Raw genomic sequence first — 23,362 nt, 5'->3', positions numbered from 1 at the left:
AGTGTCAGAACGTGACGCGTTCTCATTCATTCTTAACAGAATAAAAAACTTATGAATGGTGAAGATTGAAGAATTCATGTCGATGTCACAGAGAGGTCACCCAGAAGAAAAGACAGGTTCACCCCTGCCTCAAGAAAAGGTGAGGCAGGGGTGATCGTCGATAAGCGAAAACTTAAGCTCCGATGGCCGGGCCGATCGTCGGCCAAGACTCGCGCAAAGACTCCTCGAACAGGTAGAAGGAGTGTGCGCCGTGCGTCGGCGTGTAGCGCGTGACGTGGAGGCCTTCCTTCCGCGCCATGTTGGTGAAGTACTCAGAGCACGCGTGCGCGCCAAGCTCGACGATACGCGGGCCGATCCAGACCGGCTGGACCGCGCGCTCCTGGGCCGAAGGCACACCTTCCGACGAAGACACGAACAGCGCGGTGCCGTGCAGGCGGTGCAGATTGCGGATCGGGTTATGGTCGTTCCAGGTCGGGCTATCGGGCAGGCCCCACGCGTTGAAGGACAGGCCGCCGGCCTCCCCCATGATGGCCGAAATATAGGCCCACCCTGCGGCACCACCCGTGGACGGGCAGCCGGAGTAGGACGCGGCGGCCTTGAAACGCTCTGGGTTCTGCGCGGCCAGGTCGATCGCGCCGCTACCGGAGGCCGAAATGCCGCCGACGGCGTCGCGCTCGGTGCCGTGGAAGTGGCGGTCGATCACGCTTGGCAGCTCATAGGCGATATACGTGGTCCACTTGTTGTTGCCCAGCGCTGGGTCAACGTTGTTCCACTCGGAATAGATTGAACGCTTGCCGCCCAACGGGGTGATCACGTTGACGTGCTTGTCGGCGAAAAAGTGCTCATAGTTAGAATGGCTGGCCCAGTTCTGGCCCGCTTGCCCACCGTTGGAGCCGGAGAGCAGGTAGAAGGTGGGGCGGGGCGCGTCGCCTGCGGGAAGCAGCGCCATATTGGAAATGGTGCGGCCCATCGCCGGGGAGTAGACATCAATATTCCACCGGTTGCCCTCCACGTGGGTGGCGGAGACAAGGTGTGCGCCGGAGGTATCCGGCGGGGCGATGGGTGGGGCGACGGGACCGTTGCCGGAAGACAGCCCCAGATCGGCGACTGCATTACCGGCGTTAGAGGACATTTCCCCTTCGGGCACGGCGTGGGAAACGGGTGCTGTGGCGATCGTGCCAGCGGTGACAGCCAGCGCAGCAAGCGCGCTGGTGATCTTTCGACGGAATGACATGAGCTGATTCTAACCTGAGAACGCGTGAAGCGTTGAGGAATCGGTGTCGTGGGGTGCGGTTGGGGGCGTTTAGTCCACCAGTTTGCTCACGTGGCGTGGCTGTACCAAAGGAATCGGCTGGTAGCGCGAACGCAGTTCCTTGAGCGTTTCGACGTGCTCTGCCAGGGCGAGGTCCTCGTCGGTACGCGGCACGAACTGGCGCGCCGCAAGCGGGTGGCCGTCGATGCTGATGCCGATATAGGTGAAGGTGGCGTGGATGGCGGTTTCCAAGCCGGCTCGACCGTTGCGCGGGTTACCAGATTCGACGTGGACGGTGACGTGCATCGAACGGGAATCGGTGCGGGTGAGGCGGGCGTCCACCTGGATCAAATCACCGATGGAGATGGGCTTGTAGAAGCGGATGCCGCCGGCATAGACGGCGACGGTGCGCTCCCCGGACCACTCCATGGTGCAGTTCATGCCGGCCTCATCGATCCACTCCATCGCGGTGCCGCCGTGGACGTTGCCACCCCAGTTGACGTCGGTGGGCTTGGCCAAGAAGCGGTGGACGATGCGCGGCGCGTCCGATTCGCCGTCGTAGGTCTGCTTGAGCATTTCCTCTTCGATGTCCTTGCGTAGCTGGATACGCGACTTCGCGGCGGCTTCCATGCGCTTTTCCTCTTCCGTTTCCGGAACGAAGGTGGGCACGGGGGTGGACTTACCGGTCTCGGGGTCCTTCGCGACGAAGATCACCAGGCAGTCACAGGCGCGGGTGAAAATGCCCTCGCGCGGATCCGCGGAAAGCACTTCGTTGACGATGTGCATGGAGGAACGCCCCGTCATCGCGATGCGCGAACGCACCTCCACCAAGTGGCCGGACGGGATGGGGCGGGTGAAGTGAATGTGCCCCACGTACGCCGTCACGCAGTATGTCGACGACCATTGGACCGCACAGGCGTAGGCGGCCTTATCGATCCACTCCAGCACGCGCCCACCGGACACGCCCTGGGCACCTGCCACGATGATGTCCGTGGGAGCCGCCATGAAACGCAGCGTGACGGAAGGTGACTTGGTGGTGGGAACGGGGGTGGTGGGCATGGGGGACAGGCCTTTCAAAGATCGAAGTGATTCATTAGTGCAGCTACAGCGCAGGTGAAGTACCGATAAGGGTAGCGGGAACTTCACACACTTAAGATGGTTTCATGCCTCCAAAGAATGACCCTGCGTTGACCCGTGCCGCCGTCGACGCTATCTCCGCCTGGATTCGTGAGCCAGAGCACAATGAAAAGCCAGCTCGAAGCCAGTTTGCCGACGCCGTCCGCCGCACCGCACGCGCGCTTGCGGCCGAACTTCCAGGGCATTCCGTCGAGCTGCGGGTACCCCCGTTTGTAGCCGTCCAATGTGTTGAGGGCCCGCGACATACACGCGGCACGCCCCCGAATGTGGTGGAAACGGATCCGCAGACGTGGCTTCGCCTTGCCACTGGCATCAGCACGCTTGACGACGAGATCTCCGCCGGCACCGTGGACGCGTCTGGATCACGCGCCACCGACATTATTGCCGCGCTTCCCGTGATCGGCTTAGAAGACGGACCAAAATAAGCTACTGTAAAGGACGTGTTCACCACTGACGCTATTGAAAGTGACGGACGCCCCTTCGATACCCCGGAGAACGAACCACGCGAAGAGTGTGGCGTCTTCGGAGTATGGGCACCAGGGGAAGAAGTCGCGAAGCTAACCTACTTTGGGCTCTTCGCCCTTCAGCACCGCGGTCAGGAAGGCGCGGGAATAGCGGCAGGCAACGCCCAACACCTCGTCGTATTCAAAGACATGGGCCTTGTCTCCCAAGTCTTCGACGAACCCACCCTGGAAGCTCTACAGGGTGATGTCGCCATCGGGCATACGCGCTACTCCACCGCAGGATGCACAAGCTGGGAAAACGTCCAGCCCATCTTCCGCGCCACCGCCGCCAACACAGACCTGGCGCTGGGCCACAACGGCAACCTCGTCAATTACCAGGAACTTCGCGACGAGGCAGTTGCGCGACGCCTGATCCGCGAAGATAATATTGACGGGCAGGGGTCCTCGTCGGATAGCGCGGTGATGTCAGCGCTGCTGGCCGACGCTATCGACGAAAACACCACTGCGCTGGACGCCGCCCGCCAACTGCTACCGCGCCTTGAAGGCGCATTCTGCCTAGTCTTCACCGACGGCGAAAAAGTGTATGCGGCGCGCGACCGCCACGGCGTGCGCCCCCTGTCACTCGGCCAGCTTGAAAGCGGTTGGGTGGTCGCCAGTGAGACAGCGGCGTTGGACATCGTCGGCGCGAAATTTGTTCGTGATGTGGAGCCAGGCGAACTCATCGTCATCGACGCCGACGGCGTGCGCTCGGAGACTTTCGCGGAGCCGCAGCGCGCCGGGTGCGTCTTCGAATACGTGTACTTGGCGCGCCCGGACTCGGTGATTAATGGCCAGACCATCAACACCACCCGCATTGAGATCGGCAAGCGCTTGGCGCACTCTGATCCCGTCGAGGCGGACCTCGTGATGCCCGTGCCGGAATCCGGCGTGCCTGCCGCGATCGGCTACGCCACGGCCTGCGACATTCCGTATGGCCGCGGCCTGATGAAAAACGCGTATGTGGGGCGAACCTTCATTCAGCCCTCGCAGACGCTGCGCAAGCTGGGCATCCGGCTGAAATTGAACCCAGTGCGCGACATGATCAAAGGCAAGCGCCTGATCGTCGTGGATGACTCGATCGTGCGCGGCAATACGCAGCTGGCGCTGATCAAGATGCTGCGCGAGGCAGGTGCGAGCGAAGTCCATGTGCGCATCGCCTCCCCGCCGGTGAAATGGCCATGCTTCTACGGCATTGATTTCGCGGATCCGGACGAGCTGATTGCCAACCGTGACGGCCTCGACGGTTTTGCGGCGGCGCGGACCGCTTCGCGCTCCGAGGAAGACATGGTGGAATATATTCGCGAAACCATCGGCGCGGACTCGCTGGCGTTCGTCAGCCAGGAGGACATGGTCGATGTGACCAACCAGCCAGGACGTCAACTGTGCACGGCATGTTTCGACGGCCACTACCCACTGGGTCTGCCGGCGGGGAACAAGCAGGCAGACATCGTGCGTGAACTTCAAGAAGGGACCAAATAGATGACCGACCAGAATACGCCCACTACCGGCGCGTCCTACGCCGAAGCAGGCGTGTCCATCGAGGAAGGCGACCGCGCGGTCGAGCTCCTTGCCGCGCACGCGAAGCGCGCCACTCGCCCCGAGGTCCGTGGTGGTATCGGCGGCTTTGCTGGGCTCTTCGCGCTGGGCAAGTACCGCAACCCGCTGCTCGCCGCAGGATCAGACGGCGTGGGTACGAAGCTTGTTATCGCCCAGGCGATGGATAAGCACGACACCATCGGCATCGACCTGGTGGCCATGTGCGTCGACGACCTCGTCGTGTGCGGTGCTGAGCCACTGTTCCTGCAGGACTATATCGCCACCGGAAAAGTGGTGCCGGAGAAAATCGCAGACATCGTCGGCGGCATCGCCGAAGGCTGCGTCCAGGCCGGTGCAGCCCTGCTGGGCGGCGAGACCGCTGAGCACCCAGGTGTGATGGACCCAGATGACTACGATGTGTCCGCCACCGCCGTCGGCGTGGTCGAAGCAGACGAGCTGCTGGGCCCAGAGAAGGTACGCGTGGGCGATGCGATCATCGCCATGGGTTCCTCCGGCCTGCACTCCAACGGTTACTCTTTGGCGCGCCACGTCCTCTTCGAGCGCACCGGGCTTACGGTGGACTCTTACGTGGAGGAACTGGGCCGCAGCCTGGGTGAGGAACTGCTGGTTCCCACCCGCATCTACGCCCGTGATTGCCTGGCCTTGATGTCGGAGTGTGAGGTGCGCACGTTCTGCCACGTCACCGGCGGCGGCTTGGTGGGCAACATGGAGCGCATCATCCCGGAGGGCATGGTGGCGGAAATGCACCGCAACACCTGGACCCCGCAGCAGATCTTCCGCACCATCGAAACCCTGGGCAAGGTCAGCCGCGAAGAGATGGAGAAGACCTTCAATATGGGTGTCGGCATGGTCGCGATCGTGTCCGCCAAGGACAAGGAGCGCACCCTGGCGATGCTCACCGCACGCCACGTGGACTGCTGGGAACTCGGCGAGGTCCGCTCCGCGAAAGCGGGCGAGCAGGCCCGCGCGGTCCTGTTGGGGGACAACTCGAAGTACTAAAACGGCGCAGGGAAGCAGACACCCCGCCTCCTAGGAATCACGGAGGCGGGGCGTGGTGCACAGTGTTAGTTGCGCAGTTTGTCTAGCGGCGGTCGTCGTCCTCATCAGGATCCCAGTCCGCGTATTCCGCGTACTGGTCGTCGACCTCGTACTCATCGTAGCCGTCATCGTCTTCATCCCAGCGGCGGCCAGGTGCTTGACCTGCCAGCTCGCGCTGGAGGGATTCTAAATCCATCTCGGGAGAGTTGTACTTTAACTGGCGTGCAACCTTGGTCTGCTTTGCTTTGGCGCGTCCGCGGCCCATGGCGTGACCCCCTTGAGGTGTTTGAAGGGCGACCCAGGGTATTCGGGTAGCCCCATCAGCTTTTCGATTCAGTATGTATTCCTGTCACATACAATAGCGTGAAATCAGAAAAAATTCCTCCCCCACGCCCAAGCTGCGTAAATAGGGCTTAGTTTTGCCCCCGTAACTTCGCGATAGCTTCCCTTCCTGCTTTCGTCGTATCTTCTTCCGGAATGTAGTCCTGATCCACCGTCGCGCTCACCGGCGAAGTGCCCTCGATAACAAGGTCCTCGGAGGATAAAGCGCTGCGTTTCACGAGCGCAAGAGCAATCGGGCCGTAGTCGTAGTCATGCACGACGGTGCCCAGTCGACCCGCCTTACGCCCGTTGGCCGTGATCTGTGAACCCGGAACCGGATCCTCCGGAGCAGACCCATCCAGTTGCAGAAGCACCAGAAGGCGAGGGGAGCGGCCCAGATTTTCTACCCGGCCCACAGTTTCCTGCCCGCGGTAGCACCCCTTTTCGAGGTGGACCGCCCGCACCCGGCCCGCGCGACTAATCAGCCGCGGCGCCTCGTGCGGGATCGACTTCTCATCAAGGTCGGCACGCATCTCCGGCTCGCCCGCGCGCACCCGCTGCGCAGTAAACGCCATCAGCCCGGCAAGTTGAACGCCGCGGTCCGCAAGCTTATCGACGACCGCCCTCAGCTCAGCGCGCGGAACGGCAAGGTCGTGACGCTCCACACCGTCCCAGTCCACGCGGCGGACAAAGGCGGTGGGAAGATCGGCCAGCGTCTCGTCGTGAAGCGAACCGTCCGGCCCAAGAAGGGTAAGTAGTGCCAAGTCGACTTCCTCGATGTCCACCTTGGACCAGAAAATCATCTTCTGTAAGAAGTCAGAAAACGTGGGGAAGACATAAGAGGGCATGTCCAGGTAGAACGTGTCGCCGCTGCGGGTGACGTACGCCTGGTGCAGAATGCGGCCCTGAATATCTAGGTCCAGGCAGGCGGCGGAGAAGCCATCGGGGGCGTCATCAAGTTTTTGAGTGAGCAGGTTGTTCAGGAATTCCGCGGCATCCTCGCCGGTCACCGCAAGGACGCGGCGGTGCGAGCGGTCCACCATCACCAGATCGGATTCGATGGCGCGCTGCTCTGCGAGGGGATTTCCGTAGTGCCAAGCGACACCTGCTGCGTCGAGCAGGGAGCTGGACAGGGATTCGTCGACAAGCGACTGCGCGTTCGGTCGGGACAGTAAAGGGGAAGTATAAGATTCGTAATTTGTCACACTAATGATCGTAGCCGGGATAAAGCAGGCATAATAGGGGGCCATGAGTTCCGTGACTTTGTCCCCGCAGCCTGTGATCTACATCGTTGAGCCCTTTGGCGGGTCCGTGCGCAGGCATAATCCCAACCTGCCGCACGTGTTTTGGGACGATGCCGCGGTGACTCGCGGGGACGGCGTTTTTGAATCGCTTTTAGTGCGCGACGGGAAGGTGGCGAACCTGGCCGCGCACGCCGAGCGCTTTGCTCGTTCAGCGCAGCTGCTGGACCTGCCTGAGGTCAGCGGCGAGGACTGGGAGCGCGCCACCCGCGAGGCAATGGCGGACTACGCACGGGAGCGCGGAGGGGAACCCTTCGAGGCCAAATGCACGTGGACGTACACGCGCGGTCGCGAGACTACGGGGGTGCCCAGCGCGTGGATTACCGTGCGTGCACTGCCGAAGAATATCGCGGAGCAGCGCGAGAAGGGCGTCAAAGCGATGACCGCTCCGCGCGGCTACACCATCACCCCGAACCTGCCGGACGCGAAGGGCGCCGCCCCCTGGCTGGCGGTGGGGGCGAAGACGTTGAACTACGCGGCGAACATGGCTGCGATGCGGTGGGCACGGGAGCACGGGTACGACGATGTGATCTACATTGAGCCGGCCGAGGAGCCCGGCAGCACCCGGGTGCTCGAGGGCGCGACATCGACGGTGCTGGTATTCAAGAAGGGCGGGAAGATCCGCACCCCACGCCATGGCGGCGCCGTCTTGGCCGGCACCACGCAGCAGGCAATTTTCGATACGGCGCAGGACAGCGGGTGGCGCTGCAAAACCACCGACCTCACCGTCGACGACTTACTCAAGGCCGAGTCGGTCTGGCTGGTCAGCTCCACCCGGGTGGCCACGCGCGTGACCAAGCTTGACGACGAAAAACTGCCCGCCTCCGACAATGAGGCGGAGATCCGGGAGCTTTTCGACGCGGCGATCCAGAAAAGTTTGGAAAGCTAGCCTGCGATGCGGGTGAGCTGGGCGGACATGTGCGGTGCCAGCTGTCCGTCCTGCATTCGCTCGTCGACCCAGCCCAGCGAATTATCGGGCATCAGGCCGTAAAGCCGCTTACCGGGGCCGTGGGCGGCCGGCCCGGTGGCGGTGACGATGGTGGAAGCACTTTCGATCTGCCAGGCGCGGTCATTGACCGGTTCGCCGTACAGAATTTCCACCAGGCCACGAGAGTTGGTCAGCGTCACCTCGATCTCGTCTTTCAGGCTGATGCGCCAGAAGCCGATCTCGCGCTGGTCGGCGCCAACCGAGTTCCCTTCCGAATCGACCCGCCAGATGCGGGAATCGAAGCGCAGGTAGTTTTCCCCGTCGTGGGCAATCACGAGGCGCTGGCCGAAAGCATATTCTTCGCCGTTGTCGTTGGCCTGGCCGAAACCTTGCCACACGCCGACCAGGGGCAATAGTGCGAGGAGGCCGTCGTGCAGGCTAGGGCCCTGACGCAGGTTGGCGGTGTCGTCGGCAAGCGGAATCTCATCGAGGTTAAGCGGTGGGATATTGCGGTGCGCCGTGTTCTTTGACTGTTGTTCAGCCAGGTTGATGGCCTCGTTGCCGTCGAGGGGCTGTGCTGCAGAAGCGTCGGACGCGTTCTGTGGTTCTTCGTTAAAACTATTGCTCATGGGAACCAGGGTAGTCAGTGAACTCCGAGTCACCTGTTTCCACCGGCGTTAAGTCGCTGGGGCGCAGGATGATGTTGCGGCGCTCTGCCTCGAACACGATGGAACCGCCTGAGAGCTGGACCAGGTTGGCCTGCGCGGCAAGCGGGAGGTCGCGGGTATCAAACTCCAGGGTGTAGCCCTTCTCGACAAGGTCTGGGCGGCCTGCGGAGTCGATAATCTCGAGTGGCTCCATGCGGAACTGCGGGCCGTTGAGGCGCAGGGTGACAATCACGGAGGTCTTTTCGCTCATGCCCGGCAGCGTGCCGGTTAGCTGGGCCTCGCTGGCCACGCCGCCGCCAGGGGAGATGTCGTAGGGGTTCGAAATGTCTAGGTCGGTCATTCCGAGGAACTGGCCGAGGGCTACCCCGTCGAGGCTGATGCGGCGTTTCATCAGTTCTGCGAAGTGCCCGACAACATCTCCGGAGTAAGCCGCGCCTGCCGGTAGTTCGACGTTATAAATGTCGGTAGAGGCGTTGACGATACCGAGGTCCTCAATATCAACATCCAGCGCGTTGACGCTGATTTGGGGAATCTTCTCGGTGAGAAGGACCTGCGCGAATGGCGTCCCGCCGACATAGACTTCCGGCGTGGTGGCAAGCTGCGAATTGTCCTTGATGGACTGGGACAACCGATGCTCAACCCGTGCCGCCGTGAGACTATCGACCACACCGACAGCAACGACGATGAGCAGCACGACCCCGGCCACAGAGAGCAGCCGCGAGTGCCTCGCCAAGAATGAATCGGTCTTCACATATTCATTTGTACCGTAACCTATGGACATGACGAAAATTGAGATCATTTCAGTCCAACTCCCCGCGGCCTCGTCGCAAAGCGGATGGGTCCGCTCCTTGATCGCGAAGGCAGAGAAGCACGACGGGGTTGCGCCTTTATCTGAGGCGTTCATCAACGGGCTTAACGACGAGCGACTGGGGCATTCACACTTGCTTATCGACGATGCCGCTGTCGCAGCTTATGCGCCTGACGGTGGGGTGGAGCTGGTGGTGGATCCAGAACATCGTCGAGAAGGCTTAGCCACCGCCCTGATTAATAAGGTGCGGGAAAAGGAACCGAAGGCGCAATTCTGGGCGCACGGGAACTTGTCGGAGGCACGCGCGTTGGCCGAAGAGCTTGGGATGGACGTCACGCGCCGTCTGCTGGTGATGGGCGTTGATGGTGATGCTTTAAGTGCTGCCACGCACGTGGACCTGCCCCAGGGCTTTGAGGCGCTGAATTACACCCAGGCGGTGGAGAAGTTTGGGAAGGATGCCGTGGAGCAGGCGTGGCTCGATGCCAACAATGATGCTTTCTCCTGGCACCCGGAACAGGGCGGGTGGTCTATGGAACAGTTGCACCAGGGGATGGAGGCCGAATGGTTCGATCCGGCTGGTGTGCAGCTGCTGTACCGCGGCAATGAGCTGGCTGGGTTCCACTGGACGAAGATGCATCCAAATGGTGACGGTGAGGTCTACGTGGTGGGCTTGGCGTCTGAATTCCGTGGGCAGGGCTTGGGGGATCCGTTGTTGCGTATAGGTCTGCGTCACCTCGTTGAGCAGGGCGCCGGGCGCGTCATTTTGTACGTTGAGGCTGATAATGGACCGGCCGTTGCCCGTTATGAAGAGCTTGGGTTTGGCATCGTGGAGGATCACGTGGTCTATCAAGTTGTTGAGGACTGAAACTAGAGTGTTGCGTGGGGCGATTGGGGGACAATATACCCCCATACTTCACCCCCAAAAGCTAAAAGGATCCTGAATTTAGGTCCTTTTCTCTCGCGATAGCGCAATCTTGATAAAGGTGCGTTTTGTTGTGGGGAGCACCTATTTTGCACTGGTAGTGAAGAAAAATTAACCCGTTGTTCACCAATTAAGACACGTTGGGTTAACGTACGCCCCGTAGGTTTTCTCCTGTGAGCAATCGGACGGGTGTGTCTATCGCATTAAAGGTGATGTGCCCTCCTCCCTTGCCGGGGACCGATGCTCAGACTCCCATCTGAATCTGCACCGGAAAGGTTTCCCGTGATCCGTAACTTTAAGCGTACTTTCGCAATCGCTGGCGTTGTTGCCGCGACCTCCGCAGGCCTCGTTGCTTGTGGCGATTCCTCCAATGACAATGGCGACACTGCCGCATCTGGCACCGCTGAGGCTCCTTCTGAGGTCAACGCAGAGGGCCTGTCCGGCACTTCTGGTGAGCTGGTCGCTGAGGGCGCTTCTTCCCAGGCAAACGCAATGGACTACTTCGGTCAGCGTTACTCCGAGGCTGTTGACGGCGCATCTCTCGCGTACACCGCGTCCGGTTCCGGCTCTGGCCGTCGTAACTTCGTCGCTGGCCAGGTCGACTTCGCTGGTTCTGACTCCCCGCTGTCCGACGACCAGGTTGAGCCTGCAAAGGAACGCTGCGAGGGTAACGACGCATGGCACCTGCCAATGGTGATCGGCCCAGTTGCTATCGCCTACAACCTTGAGGGTGTTGACTCCCTGAACCTGTCCGTCGACACCGTCGCGAAGATCTTCAAGGGTGAGATCGACAAGTGGAACGACGAGCAGATCGCTGCTGAGAACGAGGGCGTCGAGCTGCCAGACACCGACATCTCCGTTGTCTACCGTTCCGACGAGTCCGGCACCTCCGACAACTTCCAGAAGTTCCTGACCGCTGCAACCGACGGCTACTGGGACACCGAGGGCCAGCAGTTCCCACGTGACGTGGGCGAGGGTGCTGAGGGCTCCGGTGGCGTCTCCACCCAGGCTTCCGGCATCAACGGCGGCATCACCTACGTTGAGTCCGGCTACGCTCTGCAGCAGGGCCTGGGCATCGCGAACATCGACTTCGGCTCCGGCCCAGTCGAGCTGAACGCTGAGAGCGTCACCACCGCACTCGACGGTCTCGAGTTCGTTGGTGAGGGCGGCGAGCACGACATGGTCGTGGACGCAGACGCACTGTTCTCCCAGGACGGCGAGGGTTCCTACCCACTGATCCTGACCACTTACGAGATCGTCTGCTCCGCAGGTTACGATGAGGAGACCAAGAACCGAGTCCAGGACTTCCTCAACGTTGTTCTGCAGTCTCAGGACTCCACCTTGGAGGAGCTGGGCTTCATCCCAGTCACCGGTACCCACGCAGAGCGCCTGCAGGCTGCTGTCGACGCAATCGCGTAACTTCAGTTTCAGTCGCGACAGCGATGACAGCACGAGCATTGTGATGTAACGTGCTGAGGCCCCCCGTGCAGGTTCTATGATCGGGGGGCCTCGTTATGCCAAGCGAGGTTATGCTAAGCGGGGCATATCAACCTAGTGACTATTACTTCTTTCAAAGGATTCACAACATGGCTAATAACAATGAGCCAATGAATAACGCGCGTGACGACGAAGTCCGTGCCGGCCAGGTGGCCACTGAATCCGGTCCAACCGTAGCCAACTCCACTGGAACCGTGAACGCAGGCGTGACCCCATCCGGGGACGGCGCCGACGGGCGCCAGGCTTCGGGTGCTGGAGTCAAGCGACCTGGTGACCGAATCTTCGAGTTTCTTTCTGTTGCATCGGCGACCCTCATCACCGTCATCATTGCAGCAATCGGCATCTTCCTGCTGCTGCAAGCAATCGAACCTCTGTCCCGTAACGAAGGCGGCCTCGTTGGCTTCTTCACCTACACGGGCCCATGGCAGACCAATGACCTAGAGAACATGCAGTTCGGTATCCCGAACATGTTCCTGTCTACGGTCACCATTTCTCTGATCGCACTGATCATCGCGATGCCTATTGCCCTTGGTGTGGCGCTGTTCCTCTCGAACTACGCTCCTCCAAAGCTGGTTCGTCCGCTGGCAACCCTGGTGGATATGCTGGCCGCTGTTCCGTCGATCGTGTACGGCCTGTGGGGCTGGCAGGTGCTCGGCCCGGCCTTGTCCGGGTTCTACGAGTGGCTCCATAGCTGGGCTGGCGGCTTCTTCCTCTTCGCCACCTACTCGAACTCCCCATCCTTTGCGACTGGCCGTAACATGCTGACCGGTGGCATCGTCCTGGCAGTGATGATCCTGCCGGTGATCGCCGCAACCGCGCGAGAAGTGTTCGTGCAGACCCCACGCGGCCACATCGAGGCCGCACTGGCACTTGGTGCTACTCGTTGGGAAGTTGTGCGCATGACCGTCATCCCATTCGGCCTGTCGGGTTATATCTCCGGCTCCATGCTTGGCCTGGGTCGCGCATTGGGTGAGACCATGGCGCTGTACATGGTTGTCTCCCCATCGACTGCGTTCCGTGGCTCCCTGTTCGACGGTGGTACCACCTTCGCAACAGCCATCGCATCTGCGGCAGCAGAGTTCAACAACCCAGTCAGTGCGGGCGCCTATATCGCCGCGGGTCTGGTGCTGTTCTTGCTGACCTTCATCGTCAACTCGATCGCGCGTGCGATCGTGGCCAAGAGTTAAGGGGAAGGGAGAAAATAGAATGAGTACCGTAACCCCTACTGACAAGCAAGTGTACGGCGCAGGTGGCCCAGTGTTCACCCACATTTCCGCCGGCCGTAAAACGACAAACACCATCATGACCGTCCTGATGTGGGCGTGCATGATCCTGGCACTGGTCCCTCTCGTCTGGGTCCTGTGGACCGTAATTAACAACGGTATCGGCGTCGTCTTGAGCTCCGAGTGGTGGACAGAAGACCAGAGTGGCACTACACGAATCCTGCCGGGCGGCGGCGCGCTTCACGCGATCGTCGGTACGCTCGTGCAAACCTTCATCGCATCCATCGTGTCCATCCCGCTGGGCATCTTCACCGCGATCTACCTCGTGGAGTACGCGCAGGGTGGCTGGCTCGGCCGCCTCACCACCTTCATGGTGGACATCCTGTCCGGTGTTCCTTCCATCGTTGCCGCACTGTTCATCTACACCCTGTGGATCACCGTGCTGGGCCAGCAGCGTTCCGGCTTCGCCGTGGCACTCTCGCTGATCCTGCTCATGGTTCCGATCGTTGTGCGTAACACCGAAGAAATGCTCCGCGTTGTCCCAATGGACCTGCGCGAGGCGTCCTACGCGCTGGGTGTGCCGAAGTGGAAGACGATTGTTCGCATCGTGTTGCCGACTGCTCTGTCCGGCATCGTCACCGGTGTCATGCTGGCTGTTGCCCGCGTGATGGGTGAGTCCGCACCAGTGCTGGTCTTGGTGGGCTCCACCTCGACCCTGTCCTGGAACCCATTCGGTGGCCCGCAGTCCTCGCTGCCACTGATGATGCTGGACATGTACAAGGCTGGTACCACCGACGCGCTGATGGACAAGCTGTGGGGCGCAGCCCTCACGCTGGTGATCCTGGTTGTCTCCATCAACCTGATCGCACGTTTCATCGCCGCGAAGTTCTCGGTCAAGAAGTAAACGCCGAAGTAAACCACGAATCCTAGGAGAATCAGATGTCTAAGCTTGAACTCAACGACGTCGATATTTACTACGGCGACTTCCATGCCGTACAGAACGTCAACCTGCAGATCCCAGCACAGGCTGTGACTGCATTCATCGGCCCATCCGGCTGTGGCAAGTCCACCGTGCTGCGTACCCTGAACCGTATGCACGAGGTCATCCCTGGCGCACATGTCAAGGGCGAGATCATGCTCGACGGCAAGAACATCTACGACAAGGATGTTGACCCCGTGTCGGTGCGCAACACCATCGGCATGGTGTTCCAGAAGGCGAACCCATTCCCAACCATGTCCATTGAGGACAATGTTGTCGCCGGCCTGAAGCTGTCGGGCGAGAAGAACAAGGCGAAGCTCAAGGAAGTCGCCGAGAAGTCCCTGCGCGGCGCGAACCTCTGGGAAGAGGTCAAGGACCGCCTGGACAAGCCAGGTGGCGGTCTCTCCGGTGGTCAGCAGCAGCGCCTGTGCATCGCTCGTGCGATTGCAGTGGAACCAGAAGTTCTGCTGATGGATGAGCCTTGCTCCGCCCTAGACCCAATCTCCACCCTGGCAGTGGAGGACCTGATCCACGAGCTGAAGGAAGACTTCACCATCGTGATCGTGACCCACAACATGCAGCAGGCAGCCCGCGTGTCCGACAAGACCGCGTTCTACTCGCTCGAGGCAACCGGTAAGCCAGGTCAGCTCATCGAATTCGATGACACCAAGACCATCTTCGAAAACCCAAGCCGCAAGGAAACCGAAGACTACATCGCTGGCCGCTTCGGCTAAGCCACAGTAGCGGTCCCCGGCAAAGAAAAGCCCTGCGCCTTCCCAATAGCGGAAGGCGCAGGGCTTTATTTATGCGCTACGCGTGTGCGCGTTACGCGAAGGCCTACTCGGTGCGGTAACCGCGGCGGAACTGGCGCTCCAAAGCCTCGAAGCGCTCGTTGAGCTCTTGGTCGACGCGGTCTGATTCCACCTTCTCCTTGTACTCGGTAGGCATCAGGCCGGTGATGAGATAGACGATACGCGCGGCAACGTTGACGCAGTGGTCAGCGTAGCGCTCGTAGAAGCGCGTGAGAAGGGCCAAATCAACGGCCTCACGGGTGGAGTGCTGCCACTCCCGCTGGGTCAGCAGATTAAGCAGGAAATCGTTGAGGTCGTCAACGGCATCGTCGTCCTGGCTGAGGACAAGCGCGACATCGGCGTCAGGGTCGACCAAGAGGTCGTGGGTCTTTTCGCCCATTTCACAGACCAAGCGCGCCATCTCCTCGACATAGCCCTTCACCGAATCGGGCAGGACTGGGTCAGGGTGGCGGCGGCGCGCTGTCTTCGCAATGTGCATGGCCAGCGCCGCCATGCGGGAGAAGTCCTCGACGATATAGATCGAGGAGACGACTTGGCGCAGGTCGGACGCCACAGGGTTTTCCAGCGCGAGGAGCTCAACGGCGCGTTCCTCGCAGCGGATTCGGATATCTTCCAAAGGGTCAGCGATGGACAAGGCGTCTTCGGCCTTCTCCAACGATGAGGTGAGAAGCGCCTCCGACGCCCTGTCCATGATCGAACGCACGGTATCGCACATGACCAGCAGATCATGTGCGAAAGCGTCAAGATGTTCACGGTAGACAGTACGCATGGGCCACATCTTATGGCATGTCCCAGAAAATTGCGCGATGAGTGAAATTACATGTTTGTAACGGCAAAGTGTCTACAAAATGAACTGCCATCTTAACCGCCGTTATTCTCAATTTCCGCGCCTTCCGGCACCGTCTCATCTTCAGGATCGTCCAGCCAGCCGTCGGGAAGCGCCACCTTAGAAGCGGACCCCTGGCGGCCGCGTGCACCATCGGCGTCCTCGGCACGCACGGTGGAGTCGGCCCAGGGCGCCAGTTTCTCACGCAGTTCGCTTAACGACGACACCTGCGCCAATTCTTTACGTACCTCACCGCCGACGGGGTAGCCGCGCAAGTACCACGCGATGTGTTTGCGGATATCGCGGCAGGCGTGGTGTTCGCCGGAATGCTCCGCAAGGAGCTCAGCGTGCCGGTAGATGATCTCGGTGACGGTGCCCAGCGTGGGGTCGGCGGGGATCTCCTCTCCACGGAGCTGGGCTCCCAGCTGTGCGAAGAGCCATGGGCGGCCAAGGCAGCCACGGCCGACCTCTACGCCGGCGCAGCCTGTGTGCTCCATCATCCGTGCCGCGTCGTCAGCGGCGAAAATGTCGCCGTTGCCTAAGACAGGGACACCAGTGCCCTCCATGTGCTCCACAAGCCGGGCAATCTCATCCCAGTGCGCCTGGCCAGAGTAGCGCTCCGCAGCTGTACGAGCGTGCAGGGTGACGGCTGCGGCACCTTCCTCGGCGGCGATGCGGCCGGCGTCGAAATGCGTATGCGTATCTTCGTCGATACCGATGCGGAACTTCACCGTAACAGGGATTCCGGAGCCCTCTGCAGCCTTAACCGCTGCGGCCACGATATTTCCGTACAGGCGCCTCTTGTAGGGGATGGCGGACCCGCCGCCGCGGCGTGTGACCTTCGGGACGGGGCAGCCGAAATTCATATCAACGTGGTCGGCCATGTCCTCGTCGACGATCTTGCGTACGGCCTTGTAGGTGTACTCGGGGTCGACGGTATATAACTGCATCGAGCGTGGCGTTTCCACGTCTGCAAACGCGGTCATGTGCAAGGTCTTTTCGTTGCCCTCGACCAGCGCGCGTGCGGTAATCATCTCGCAGACATACAGCCCCGACGAGGTTCCGGTCAGCTCTTCCTCAATCTCGCGGCACAGTACACGAAAGGGCATGTTTGTTACACCTGCCATCGGAGCGAGGATGACAGGTGAGTCGAGATCGAGATTGCCGATGCGCAGAGTTGGGCGCGCGGCCATTACCGGGGTCGTTGTCACACGCGCCATTGTTCCAAGGCTGACGTGAAATTCCAAACATGGTCCGGGAGACAGGGCTCGTCGACAAGCGAAAAGATCGCACTAACAGTACGGGGGTACTGGTGGGGGTGAGGGAATGTGGGGATTGGTCACGTCTGTTGTGTTGGCAAAGTGGGTACCCGACGCGCTGACCAGCAGGGTTAGCTGGGATGCAAAGTTTTAGGGGTGAATCGGCAAATCCTGTGGCGTGGAAATGGAATCTGGGTCACAATATGCTGGAATGTAATAACTGACACCCCCTAGAACACTGAGGTTACTAATCACAATGAGCGATCGCATTCTCAATGACCAGCTGCGCGGCAAGGTCATGTCCGCCGAGGAAGCTGCCGAATTCATCAACAATGGCGACAATGTCGGCATCTCCGGCTTTACCGGCGCTGGCTACCCGAAGGCACTGCCAAAGGCCATCGCAGAGAAGGCTAAGGCGGCACACGGTCGCGGCGAAGAGTTCAAGATCAACGTCTTCTCCGGCGCATCCACCGCAGATGACTGCGACGGCGTGCTTGCTGAAGCAAACGCGATCAACTTCCGTACTCCATATAACTCGGACCGCACCCTGCGCGGCCAGTTCAACTCCGGTGACGCATTCTACTCGGATGTTCACCTCTCCCACCTCGGCCAGCAGGTCGTCCAGGGCTTCTTCGGCGAGATGCAGGTTGCCATCATTGAGGCCGTCAAGATCAAGGAAGATGGCGCAATCGTTCCATCGTCGGCAGTGGGCAACAACGTCGAGTACGTTGAGGCAGCTGACAAGGTGATCATCGAGGTGAACTCCTGGCAGTCCGAAGACCTCGAAGGCATGCACGACATCTACGCGCCAGAGCGCCTGTGGGACCGCAAGCCATTCGAGATCGTCAACGTGGGCGACCGCATCGGTGAGACCGTACACCGCATTGACCCATCCAAGATCGTCGCCGTCGTGGAGACCAATGAGGCTGACCGTAACGCGCCATTCAAGGCACCAGACGAGGTCTCCGAGAAGATCGCCGCGAACTTCCTGCAGTTCCTCGAGGACGAGGTTGCCGCCGGCCGTCTGACCTACGACAACTACATCATGCAGTCCGGCGTGGGCAACGTTCCTAACGCCGTGATGGCAGGTCTGCTGGACTCCAAGTTTGAGAACATCACCGCCTACACCGAGGTCATCCAGGACGGCATGCTGGACCTGATCGACGCAGGCAAGATGTCCATGGCATCCGCAACCTCCTTCTCCCTGTCGCCTGAGGCAGCTCAGCGCATGAACGACAACGCTGACTTCTACAACAAGCACATCATCCTGCGCCCACAGGCGATCTCGAACCATCCAGAGATCATCCGCCGCGTTGGCCTGATTGCTACCAACGGCCTGATCGAGGCCGACCTGTTCGGCAACGTCAACTCCACCAACGTCTCCGGTTCGAAGGTGATGAACGGCATTGGCGGCTCCGGTGACTTCACCCGTAACGCCTACATCTCCTCCTTCATCACCCCATCCGTGGCGAAGGACGGCGCGATCTCCTGCATCGTCCCATTCTCCTCCCACATCGACCACACCGAGCACGACGTCATGGTGATCGTGACCGAGCAGGGCTACGCAGACCTGCGCGGCCTGGCACCACGCCAGCGTGCGAAGAAGATGATCGAGGTGGCACATCCTGACTACCGCCCACTGCTCGAGGAGTACTTGGAGCGCGGCATGGCCAACGGTGGACACACCCCGGTGGACCTGGCAACCGCCTTCGAGTTCCACACCCGCCTGGCTGAGACCGGCACCATGAAGAAGTAACACGCTTCTTGGCCCGACCGGGCCATAGTGCCCCGGCTGCACAACTCCTGACCGACAGGGTTGTGCAGCCGGGGCATTTCCTTTTGTGAAACTTAAATAATTTTAAGTGTTGGTAAATCTGCTTAACCCAGAAAGGGGGTAGCCAGATTAGTTCTAGAGACATGTTGTATTGGTTGGGGTGGCTTGTTCATTTACATCTGACATCGGGAGAGGCGAATTGATATCAGCAGGCAGGGCGGCTGCAGTGATGTCTAGCTCCCTCGTTCTGGTGAAAATTTTCTGGCGAGATACGTAGGTGTAAAGCACGGTTGTCCATACTGTAGGAATTTATCTTAATCTTAGGTTGCGTTAATCTGGGTGGTGTTAATTCGCAGTTTCATGCCCGTTAACTACACCTTTGCTCCATGGGTGCTGGGCCCGAAAGGGTCGCACTTGCGGCGAGTTAGGGCGGATCATCATGCACTCAAGGACACGATTATGGCAATGGCTTTGCGGGGTACCGCTCGACGATTTCCTGCTGTATCCGGCGGGTCACGGACCTACTTTTATCGGCCCCTTAAGCGAATCGGTGATGTTGCTGTTTCGGCGACTGCGCTGATCGTCCTCGCTCCATTGATGGTGTTCGTGGCCTTAGTGATCAAGCTGGATGACGGTGGGCCAGTCCTCTTTAGGCAGCGCCGTATCGGATATCAGGGCGAGGATTTCACGATGCTGAAATTCCGCACCATGCGCACAGATGCCGAAGACGTCCTCCCGGAAGTTACACACCACATCGCAGGTACTGAGCTGGAAAGCGAACCCAAGCTGTTCAAGTTGAAGGACGATCCGCGCATTATCAGGTCGGGAAAATTCCTACGCCAGTCCAGCCTTGATGAACTGCCGCAACTTTTTAATGTTTTGGTAGGGCAGATGAGCCTGATCGGCCCGCGGCCACCTTTGCCGCGGGAGTATGCGCAATACTGCGACGAGGAAAAACGTCGGATGAGCGTGAAGCCGGGTTTGTCGGGACTCTGGCAGGTGATGGGCCGCTCAAATCTGACCTGGGAGGAGACCATCGAGCTGGATTTGTATTATGTCGATAACCGCAATACTACGCTAGATTTAAGTATTTTCTTCAGAACATTTAAAGTTGTTTTGTCACGAGATGGGGCTTACTAGTGCAGGCAATCCCCAAGAAAACAAAGAAGGCCTAGGATCATGTGCAAAGGAAAACATCAGCAGAAGGACGTCGTCGGGTATGTTCCCGGCGGGTTCGACATGCTCCACATCGGCCATCTCAATATCCTGCGGGCTGCCCGTGAGCGCTGTGATCGGCTCGTCGTAGGCGTTGCTACTGATGAGTCGCTGGTCTGCATGAAGGGTCGACCACCTGTCGTTCCTCATGCAGAGCGGATGGAACTGATCGCCAGCCTGCGCTTTGTCGACGATGTCGTCACAGACATCGATCAGAATAAGAAAGTGGCGTGGGAACGGCACCCGTTCGACGTGTTGTTTAAGGGCGATGACTGGAAGGGGACGGACAAAGGGCACAGGCTTGAGGCCGAGCTCGCCTCGGTGGGAGCACGCGTGGAGTACCTGCCATATACGCCCTCGACATCATCGTCGATGTTGCGGGAGTTTTTGGCTCAAGAGATTCACAGCGAGGGCGTGCCGACGACCGCAGAGGAAAGAACTCGATCGCTATGACCACGAAACAACCACGGACTACTCACGACGAGCAGGCAACCCAGCACGAGTCCCGCGCGCAGCGCTACTCTTGGGCGATCGCATCCCTGTCTTCGGCTCAGAAGCCAGCGCAGGGTGTTCCCGCATATACCAGGTGGATCAACCGTCGCGGGGCCCGCGTCGTCGCCGCATTCGCGTACTCGGTGGGATGGACCCCGAACATGGTCACGGGCATCTCAGCAGGGCTGTCCCTGACCGGTATGGTCCTGCTCATCGCGCTGGAACCTGCGTGGTGGGTGGGGGTGCTCGTCGCAGTGTTTCTCGCCGCCGGTTATCTTTTCGATTCTGCGGATGGCCAACTCGCGCGTGTCAGTGGATCATCGTCGGTGACAGGGGAGTGGGTCGACCATGTGGTTGACGCATTCCGGTCGCCGGCTATTCATGTCGCGACGGCGATGGCGATCATGGTGCACCGCCCTGAACTGGCATGGTTGGCCGTCGTAGCGCTCGTTTACTCGCTGGTGACCAGTGGGCAGTTCCTCAGCCAGATTCTGGCAGAGGCGTTGGTTCGGAAAGCTGGTCGGCCGCAGACTCGCGGGGGAAACCTGCGATCCTGGATCCTGCTGCCCACCGATCCCGGGGTGTTGTGCTGGATGTTCATCCTCTGGGGCATCGCGCCACTGTTTACAGTGGGCTACGGCCTCCTCGCACTGATCAGTGCGGCGCACGCGATGGTGTCGCTGAGTCGTCGATACGCGGACCTGCAAGCGGTTGATGCCGAAGCCAAGGAGGCAGTGAGTGCCCAGGCTTAGCGTGATTCTCCCCGCCCTCAACGCGGAGGACACCGTGGCGCGAGCGGTGTCGTCGACGCTGCGCGCGCTGCCCGCTGATGCGGAGCTGGTCGTGCTTGACGACGGGTCCACCGACGACACCGCTAACCGTGCGGTCGAGGGGGGAAGCACGAAGGGCGTCGTCGATAAGCGTCTGCGGGTCGAGAGCGAAGATACACCCGGTGGGATCGCGACGGCCCTGAATTGGTTGCTGGAGCACACGGATTCGGCGATCGTGGCGCGGATGGATGCCGATGATGTGAGCCTGCCCACGCGATTTCGGGCAGAACTCCGTGCGTTGGACAGCGGCGATGATTATGTGTTTCCGCAGGTGATAAACGTTGCAGGGCGCAAGCTCAGCCCGGCGGCGCCGGTGCCAATCCCGCCGGCCGCGTTCCCGCTGCATTTGCTGCTGACCAACCCGGTGTCGCACCCGGCGATGGTGGCGCAGCGTCACGCGCTTGAGGCGGTCGGCGGATACCGTGAGGTGCCGGCGGAAGACTATGACCTCTGGATGCGCGCAGCACTCGGGGGTGCCTCGCTGCGTCGGATAGCAACGTGGGGGCTGTTATATAGCCAGCATCCGGGGCAGATTACGGCGTCGGAATCGTGGCGGAATTCCTCCTGGCGCGACCCCTCCCAAGCCGAGATATTCTCCCAGCTCAGCCAAAAAATCACCGGCGTTGCGTTGCAGAGAATCGTTGCGATCGCGCTCGCACCTCCCGACGAGAGAGCACGACTGCTCGCCGAATTTGAACGCGCTATCACCCCCGTGATTGCCCGTGTCCCCGTTCCCCATCGTCAATTCCTCCAACGGAAATTACGCGGACGCCTGCGGTGGGCGCGCGAGTTTCACAATGGCGGATTCACTCATTAAAGCCACATCTGAGGACAGTTATGCAGACAGAGAATTATATTGAAAACGCATCCCTCGGTTTCGACCAGGTTGGGCGCATCCTGCGTCGTCGAAAAGCGTGGATCGCTGTGGGGATCGTTGTGGGCATGCTGGTGGCAATCGGGGTGATCTTGTTCATGCCGAAGCAGTACACAGCGACCACCCACGTGCACGTAACTCCTGTTGGGGCTGGGGCATCCAGCGACTCTCTCGATATGTCGACCGAACGCCAGCTCGCCGAATCAGCAAAAACGGCAGTGGCGGCCGCGCAGGCGCTGGGGGGCGGTTGGTCCAGCGAAAAACTCCTCGAAAACACCAGAGTCGGCGGCGATTCCGAGAGCACGATTTTGCGCATTTCCTTTACTGGGAAGACCCCGCAGCGCGCTGCCACTGGGTCGATGGCGATGGCCGAGGCTTACCTCCAGGTTGGGTCAGACGCCGTCGCGATGCGCAACGAGAACCTGATGCGTTCACTAGACGAGCAGATCATCCAGCAGGAGGGCGCTCTTGAAACGCTACAGATGGCGGCGGCGATGGGTGGTACGCCCGAAGCGGTCCAGGCCGAGTCGCTACGCCGCGCTATTGCTGACCTGCAACAACGCAGAATTGAGCTGAGCAGCAGCGCGGGGCCTACCGGAGAAATCGTGACATCCGCAGAGGCCAACCGCATCGACACATCCCCATCCACGCTGCGCACGCTCGCGCTTGGCCTCGTCGGAGGTCTCGCGCTTGGCGTCCTCCTCGCCCTCATCGTGCAGGCCACCGCGCGCCGACCTGCCGATAGCTCCGAGATTGAGCAGCTGCTCGGCGTCCCGGTCTTCCGCCCCGCAGCACCCGAAGGCGATAGCGACCGCTGGAGTCTGGCCAGCGAATTCGCCCGCCACGCGGCAGGAGACGGCGGACGCATTAGGTTGCTTATCGACGACCACGACTCCACCTCGATCGACGCAGCCAACGCCATCGCGTCCTCTCTTGACGCCGATATTAACGGCCTGCGTGCGAGCTGGTCCGAGTCGATTCACGCAGCTGGCACGGCCGACTCTGTTCTTGTGATTATTCCCCGCGAATGGACCAAGGCTGCACTGCAGCGTTTGAGGGATGACCTCTCCCACGTAGACGCCCACGTCATCGGAGCAGTGGTGTCGGATGCTCCCGTCGACCAGACAGTGAGCTGAGGTGACAGGC

Annotated in this window: 23 protein-coding genes; 15 read left to right on the top strand and 8 right to left on the bottom strand. The window is 60.5% G+C overall.

The features are described from left to right. Positions 1-172: 172 nt before the first annotated feature. Both B097_RS0111965 and B097_RS0111960 read right to left on the bottom strand, forming a co-directional pair. Positions 173-1,234 carry an alpha/beta hydrolase gene (locus B097_RS0111965; RefSeq protein ID WP_018582760.1) on the bottom strand — a complete coding sequence of 354 codons (1,062 nt, stop codon included), beginning with the start codon at positions 1,232-1,234 and terminating at the stop codon, positions 173-175. A 69-nt stretch (positions 1,235-1,303) separates the two neighbouring features. Continuing rightward, positions 1,304-2,311, bottom strand: coding sequence for an acyl-CoA thioesterase (locus B097_RS0111960; RefSeq protein ID WP_018582759.1), 1,008 nt, complete (start codon positions 2,309-2,311; stop codon positions 1,304-1,306). A gap of 104 nt (positions 2,312-2,415) precedes the next feature. Between B097_RS0111960 and B097_RS0111955 the strand changes: the two genes are divergently transcribed. Genes B097_RS0111955 through purM form a run of 3 tightly spaced genes read left to right on the top strand, consistent with a single transcriptional unit; the run spans position 2,416 to position 5,448 of the window. Beyond that, the gene (locus B097_RS0111955; protein WP_018582758.1) at positions 2,416-2,814 is read left to right on the top strand and encodes a sterol carrier family protein; all 399 of its coding nucleotides are present in this window, start codon (positions 2,416-2,418) and stop codon (positions 2,812-2,814) included. Between the two features lie 15 nt (positions 2,815-2,829). After that, positions 2,830-4,371 carry an amidophosphoribosyltransferase gene (purF, locus tag B097_RS0111950; protein ID WP_018582757.1) on the top strand — a complete coding sequence of 514 codons (1,542 nt, stop codon included), beginning with the start codon at positions 2,830-2,832 and terminating at the stop codon, positions 4,369-4,371. After that, positions 4,372-5,448 (top strand): phosphoribosylformylglycinamidine cyclo-ligase, encoded by a 1,077-nt coding sequence (gene purM / locus B097_RS0111945; RefSeq protein ID WP_018582756.1) that lies wholly within the window; start codon positions 4,372-4,374, stop codon positions 5,446-5,448. 82 nt (positions 5,449-5,530) lie between these two features. On the opposite strand, the gene B097_RS0111940 is transcribed toward purM, so the two are convergent. After that, positions 5,531-5,752, bottom strand: a complete 222-nt coding sequence (locus tag B097_RS0111940) for a DUF3073 domain-containing protein (RefSeq protein ID WP_018582755.1) — start codon at positions 5,750-5,752, stop codon at positions 5,531-5,533. A gap of 148 nt (positions 5,753-5,900) precedes the next feature. Beyond that, the gene (gene ygfZ, locus B097_RS0111935) at positions 5,901-7,013 is read right to left on the bottom strand and encodes a CAF17-like 4Fe-4S cluster assembly/insertion protein YgfZ (protein WP_026254508.1); all 1,113 of its coding nucleotides are present in this window, start codon (positions 7,011-7,013) and stop codon (positions 5,901-5,903) included. A 43-nt stretch (positions 7,014-7,056) separates the two neighbouring features. Here ygfZ and B097_RS0111930 point away from each other — a divergent pair, with 43 nt between their 5' ends. Continuing rightward, complete coding sequence (locus B097_RS0111930; RefSeq protein ID WP_018582753.1) at positions 7,057-7,998, top strand: aminodeoxychorismate lyase; 942 nt, start codon at positions 7,057-7,059, stop codon at positions 7,996-7,998. Here B097_RS0111930 and B097_RS0111925 read toward each other — a convergent pair. Further along, complete coding sequence (locus B097_RS0111925; RefSeq protein WP_018582752.1) at positions 7,995-8,666, bottom strand: heme-binding beta-barrel domain-containing protein; 672 nt, start codon at positions 8,664-8,666, stop codon at positions 7,995-7,997. The genes B097_RS0111930 and B097_RS0111925 overlap by 4 nt on opposite strands. Beyond that, complete coding sequence (locus tag B097_RS0111920; protein WP_018582751.1) at positions 8,656-9,456, bottom strand: LmeA family phospholipid-binding protein; 801 nt, start codon at positions 9,454-9,456, stop codon at positions 8,656-8,658. The genes B097_RS0111925 and B097_RS0111920 overlap by 11 nt, the downstream gene beginning before the upstream one ends. A gap of 22 nt (positions 9,457-9,478) precedes the next feature. Here B097_RS0111920 and mshD point away from each other — a divergent pair, with 22 nt between their 5' ends. The 5 genes from mshD (at position 9,479) to pstB (ending at position 14,868) form a co-directional block, all read left to right on the top strand. Then, positions 9,479-10,378: a mycothiol synthase gene (gene mshD, locus B097_RS0111915; RefSeq protein WP_018582750.1), complete on the top strand. Its 900-nt coding sequence runs from the start codon at positions 9,479-9,481 to the stop codon at positions 10,376-10,378. 297 nt (positions 10,379-10,675) lie between these two features. Beyond that, the gene (gene pstS / locus B097_RS0111910; protein ID WP_048403072.1) at positions 10,676-11,854 is read left to right on the top strand and encodes a phosphate ABC transporter substrate-binding protein PstS; all 1,179 of its coding nucleotides are present in this window, start codon (positions 10,676-10,678) and stop codon (positions 11,852-11,854) included. 167 nt (positions 11,855-12,021) lie between these two features. After that, complete coding sequence (gene pstC / locus B097_RS0111905) at positions 12,022-13,119, top strand: phosphate ABC transporter permease subunit PstC (RefSeq protein WP_018582748.1); 1,098 nt, start codon at positions 12,022-12,024, stop codon at positions 13,117-13,119. A gap of 19 nt (positions 13,120-13,138) precedes the next feature. Then, positions 13,139-14,059: a phosphate ABC transporter permease PstA gene (gene pstA / locus B097_RS0111900; protein WP_018582747.1), complete on the top strand. Its 921-nt coding sequence runs from the start codon at positions 13,139-13,141 to the stop codon at positions 14,057-14,059. A gap of 35 nt (positions 14,060-14,094) precedes the next feature. After that, complete coding sequence (pstB, locus tag B097_RS0111895; RefSeq protein WP_018582746.1) at positions 14,095-14,868, top strand: phosphate ABC transporter ATP-binding protein PstB; 774 nt, start codon at positions 14,095-14,097, stop codon at positions 14,866-14,868. 103 nt (positions 14,869-14,971) lie between these two features. Here pstB and phoU read toward each other — a convergent pair whose 3' ends face one another. After that, positions 14,972-15,715 carry a phosphate signaling complex protein PhoU gene (phoU, locus tag B097_RS0111890; RefSeq protein WP_018582745.1) on the bottom strand — a complete coding sequence of 248 codons (744 nt, stop codon included), beginning with the start codon at positions 15,713-15,715 and terminating at the stop codon, positions 14,972-14,974. A 92-nt stretch (positions 15,716-15,807) separates the two neighbouring features. Continuing rightward, complete coding sequence (gene dusB, locus B097_RS0111885) at positions 15,808-16,992, bottom strand: tRNA dihydrouridine synthase DusB (RefSeq protein ID WP_244911204.1); 1,185 nt, start codon at positions 16,990-16,992, stop codon at positions 15,808-15,810. Between the two features lie 295 nt (positions 16,993-17,287). Here dusB and scpC point away from each other — a divergent pair, with 295 nt between their 5' ends. The 6 genes from scpC (at position 17,288) to B097_RS0111855 (ending at position 23,352) form a co-directional block, all read left to right on the top strand. Further along, complete coding sequence (scpC, locus tag B097_RS0111880) at positions 17,288-18,787, top strand: succinyl-CoA:acetate CoA-transferase ScpC (protein WP_018582743.1); 1,500 nt, start codon at positions 17,288-17,290, stop codon at positions 18,785-18,787. A 477-nt stretch (positions 18,788-19,264) separates the two neighbouring features. Beyond that, on the top strand, positions 19,265-19,945 hold the full coding sequence (locus tag B097_RS0111875) for a sugar transferase (protein ID WP_161795940.1): 681 nt from the start codon (positions 19,265-19,267) through the stop codon (positions 19,943-19,945). A gap of 39 nt (positions 19,946-19,984) precedes the next feature. Next, on the top strand, positions 19,985-20,473 hold the full coding sequence (locus B097_RS0111870; protein ID WP_018582741.1) for an FAD synthase family protein: 489 nt from the start codon (positions 19,985-19,987) through the stop codon (positions 20,471-20,473). Continuing rightward, positions 20,470-21,264 (top strand): CDP-alcohol phosphatidyltransferase family protein, encoded by a 795-nt coding sequence (locus tag B097_RS0111865; RefSeq protein WP_018582740.1) that lies wholly within the window; start codon positions 20,470-20,472, stop codon positions 21,262-21,264. The genes B097_RS0111870 and B097_RS0111865 overlap by 4 nt, the downstream gene beginning before the upstream one ends. After that, positions 21,251-22,159, top strand: coding sequence for a glycosyltransferase family 2 protein (locus tag B097_RS0111860; RefSeq protein WP_018582739.1), 909 nt, complete (start codon positions 21,251-21,253; stop codon positions 22,157-22,159). Before B097_RS0111865 ends, B097_RS0111860 begins: the two co-directional genes overlap by 14 nt. A 20-nt stretch (positions 22,160-22,179) precedes the next feature. Then, positions 22,180-23,352, top strand: coding sequence for a Wzz/FepE/Etk N-terminal domain-containing protein (locus B097_RS0111855; protein ID WP_018582738.1), 1,173 nt, complete (start codon positions 22,180-22,182; stop codon positions 23,350-23,352). The last annotated feature ends 10 nt before the right edge of the window (positions 23,353-23,362 follow it).

This window comes from Corynebacterium pilosum DSM 20521 = CIP 103422 (genome assembly GCF_000373805.1).
Classification (GTDB): domain Bacteria; phylum Actinomycetota; class Actinomycetes; order Mycobacteriales; family Mycobacteriaceae; genus Corynebacterium; species Corynebacterium pilosum.
This window is presented reverse-complemented; position numbering and strand designations above follow the sequence as displayed.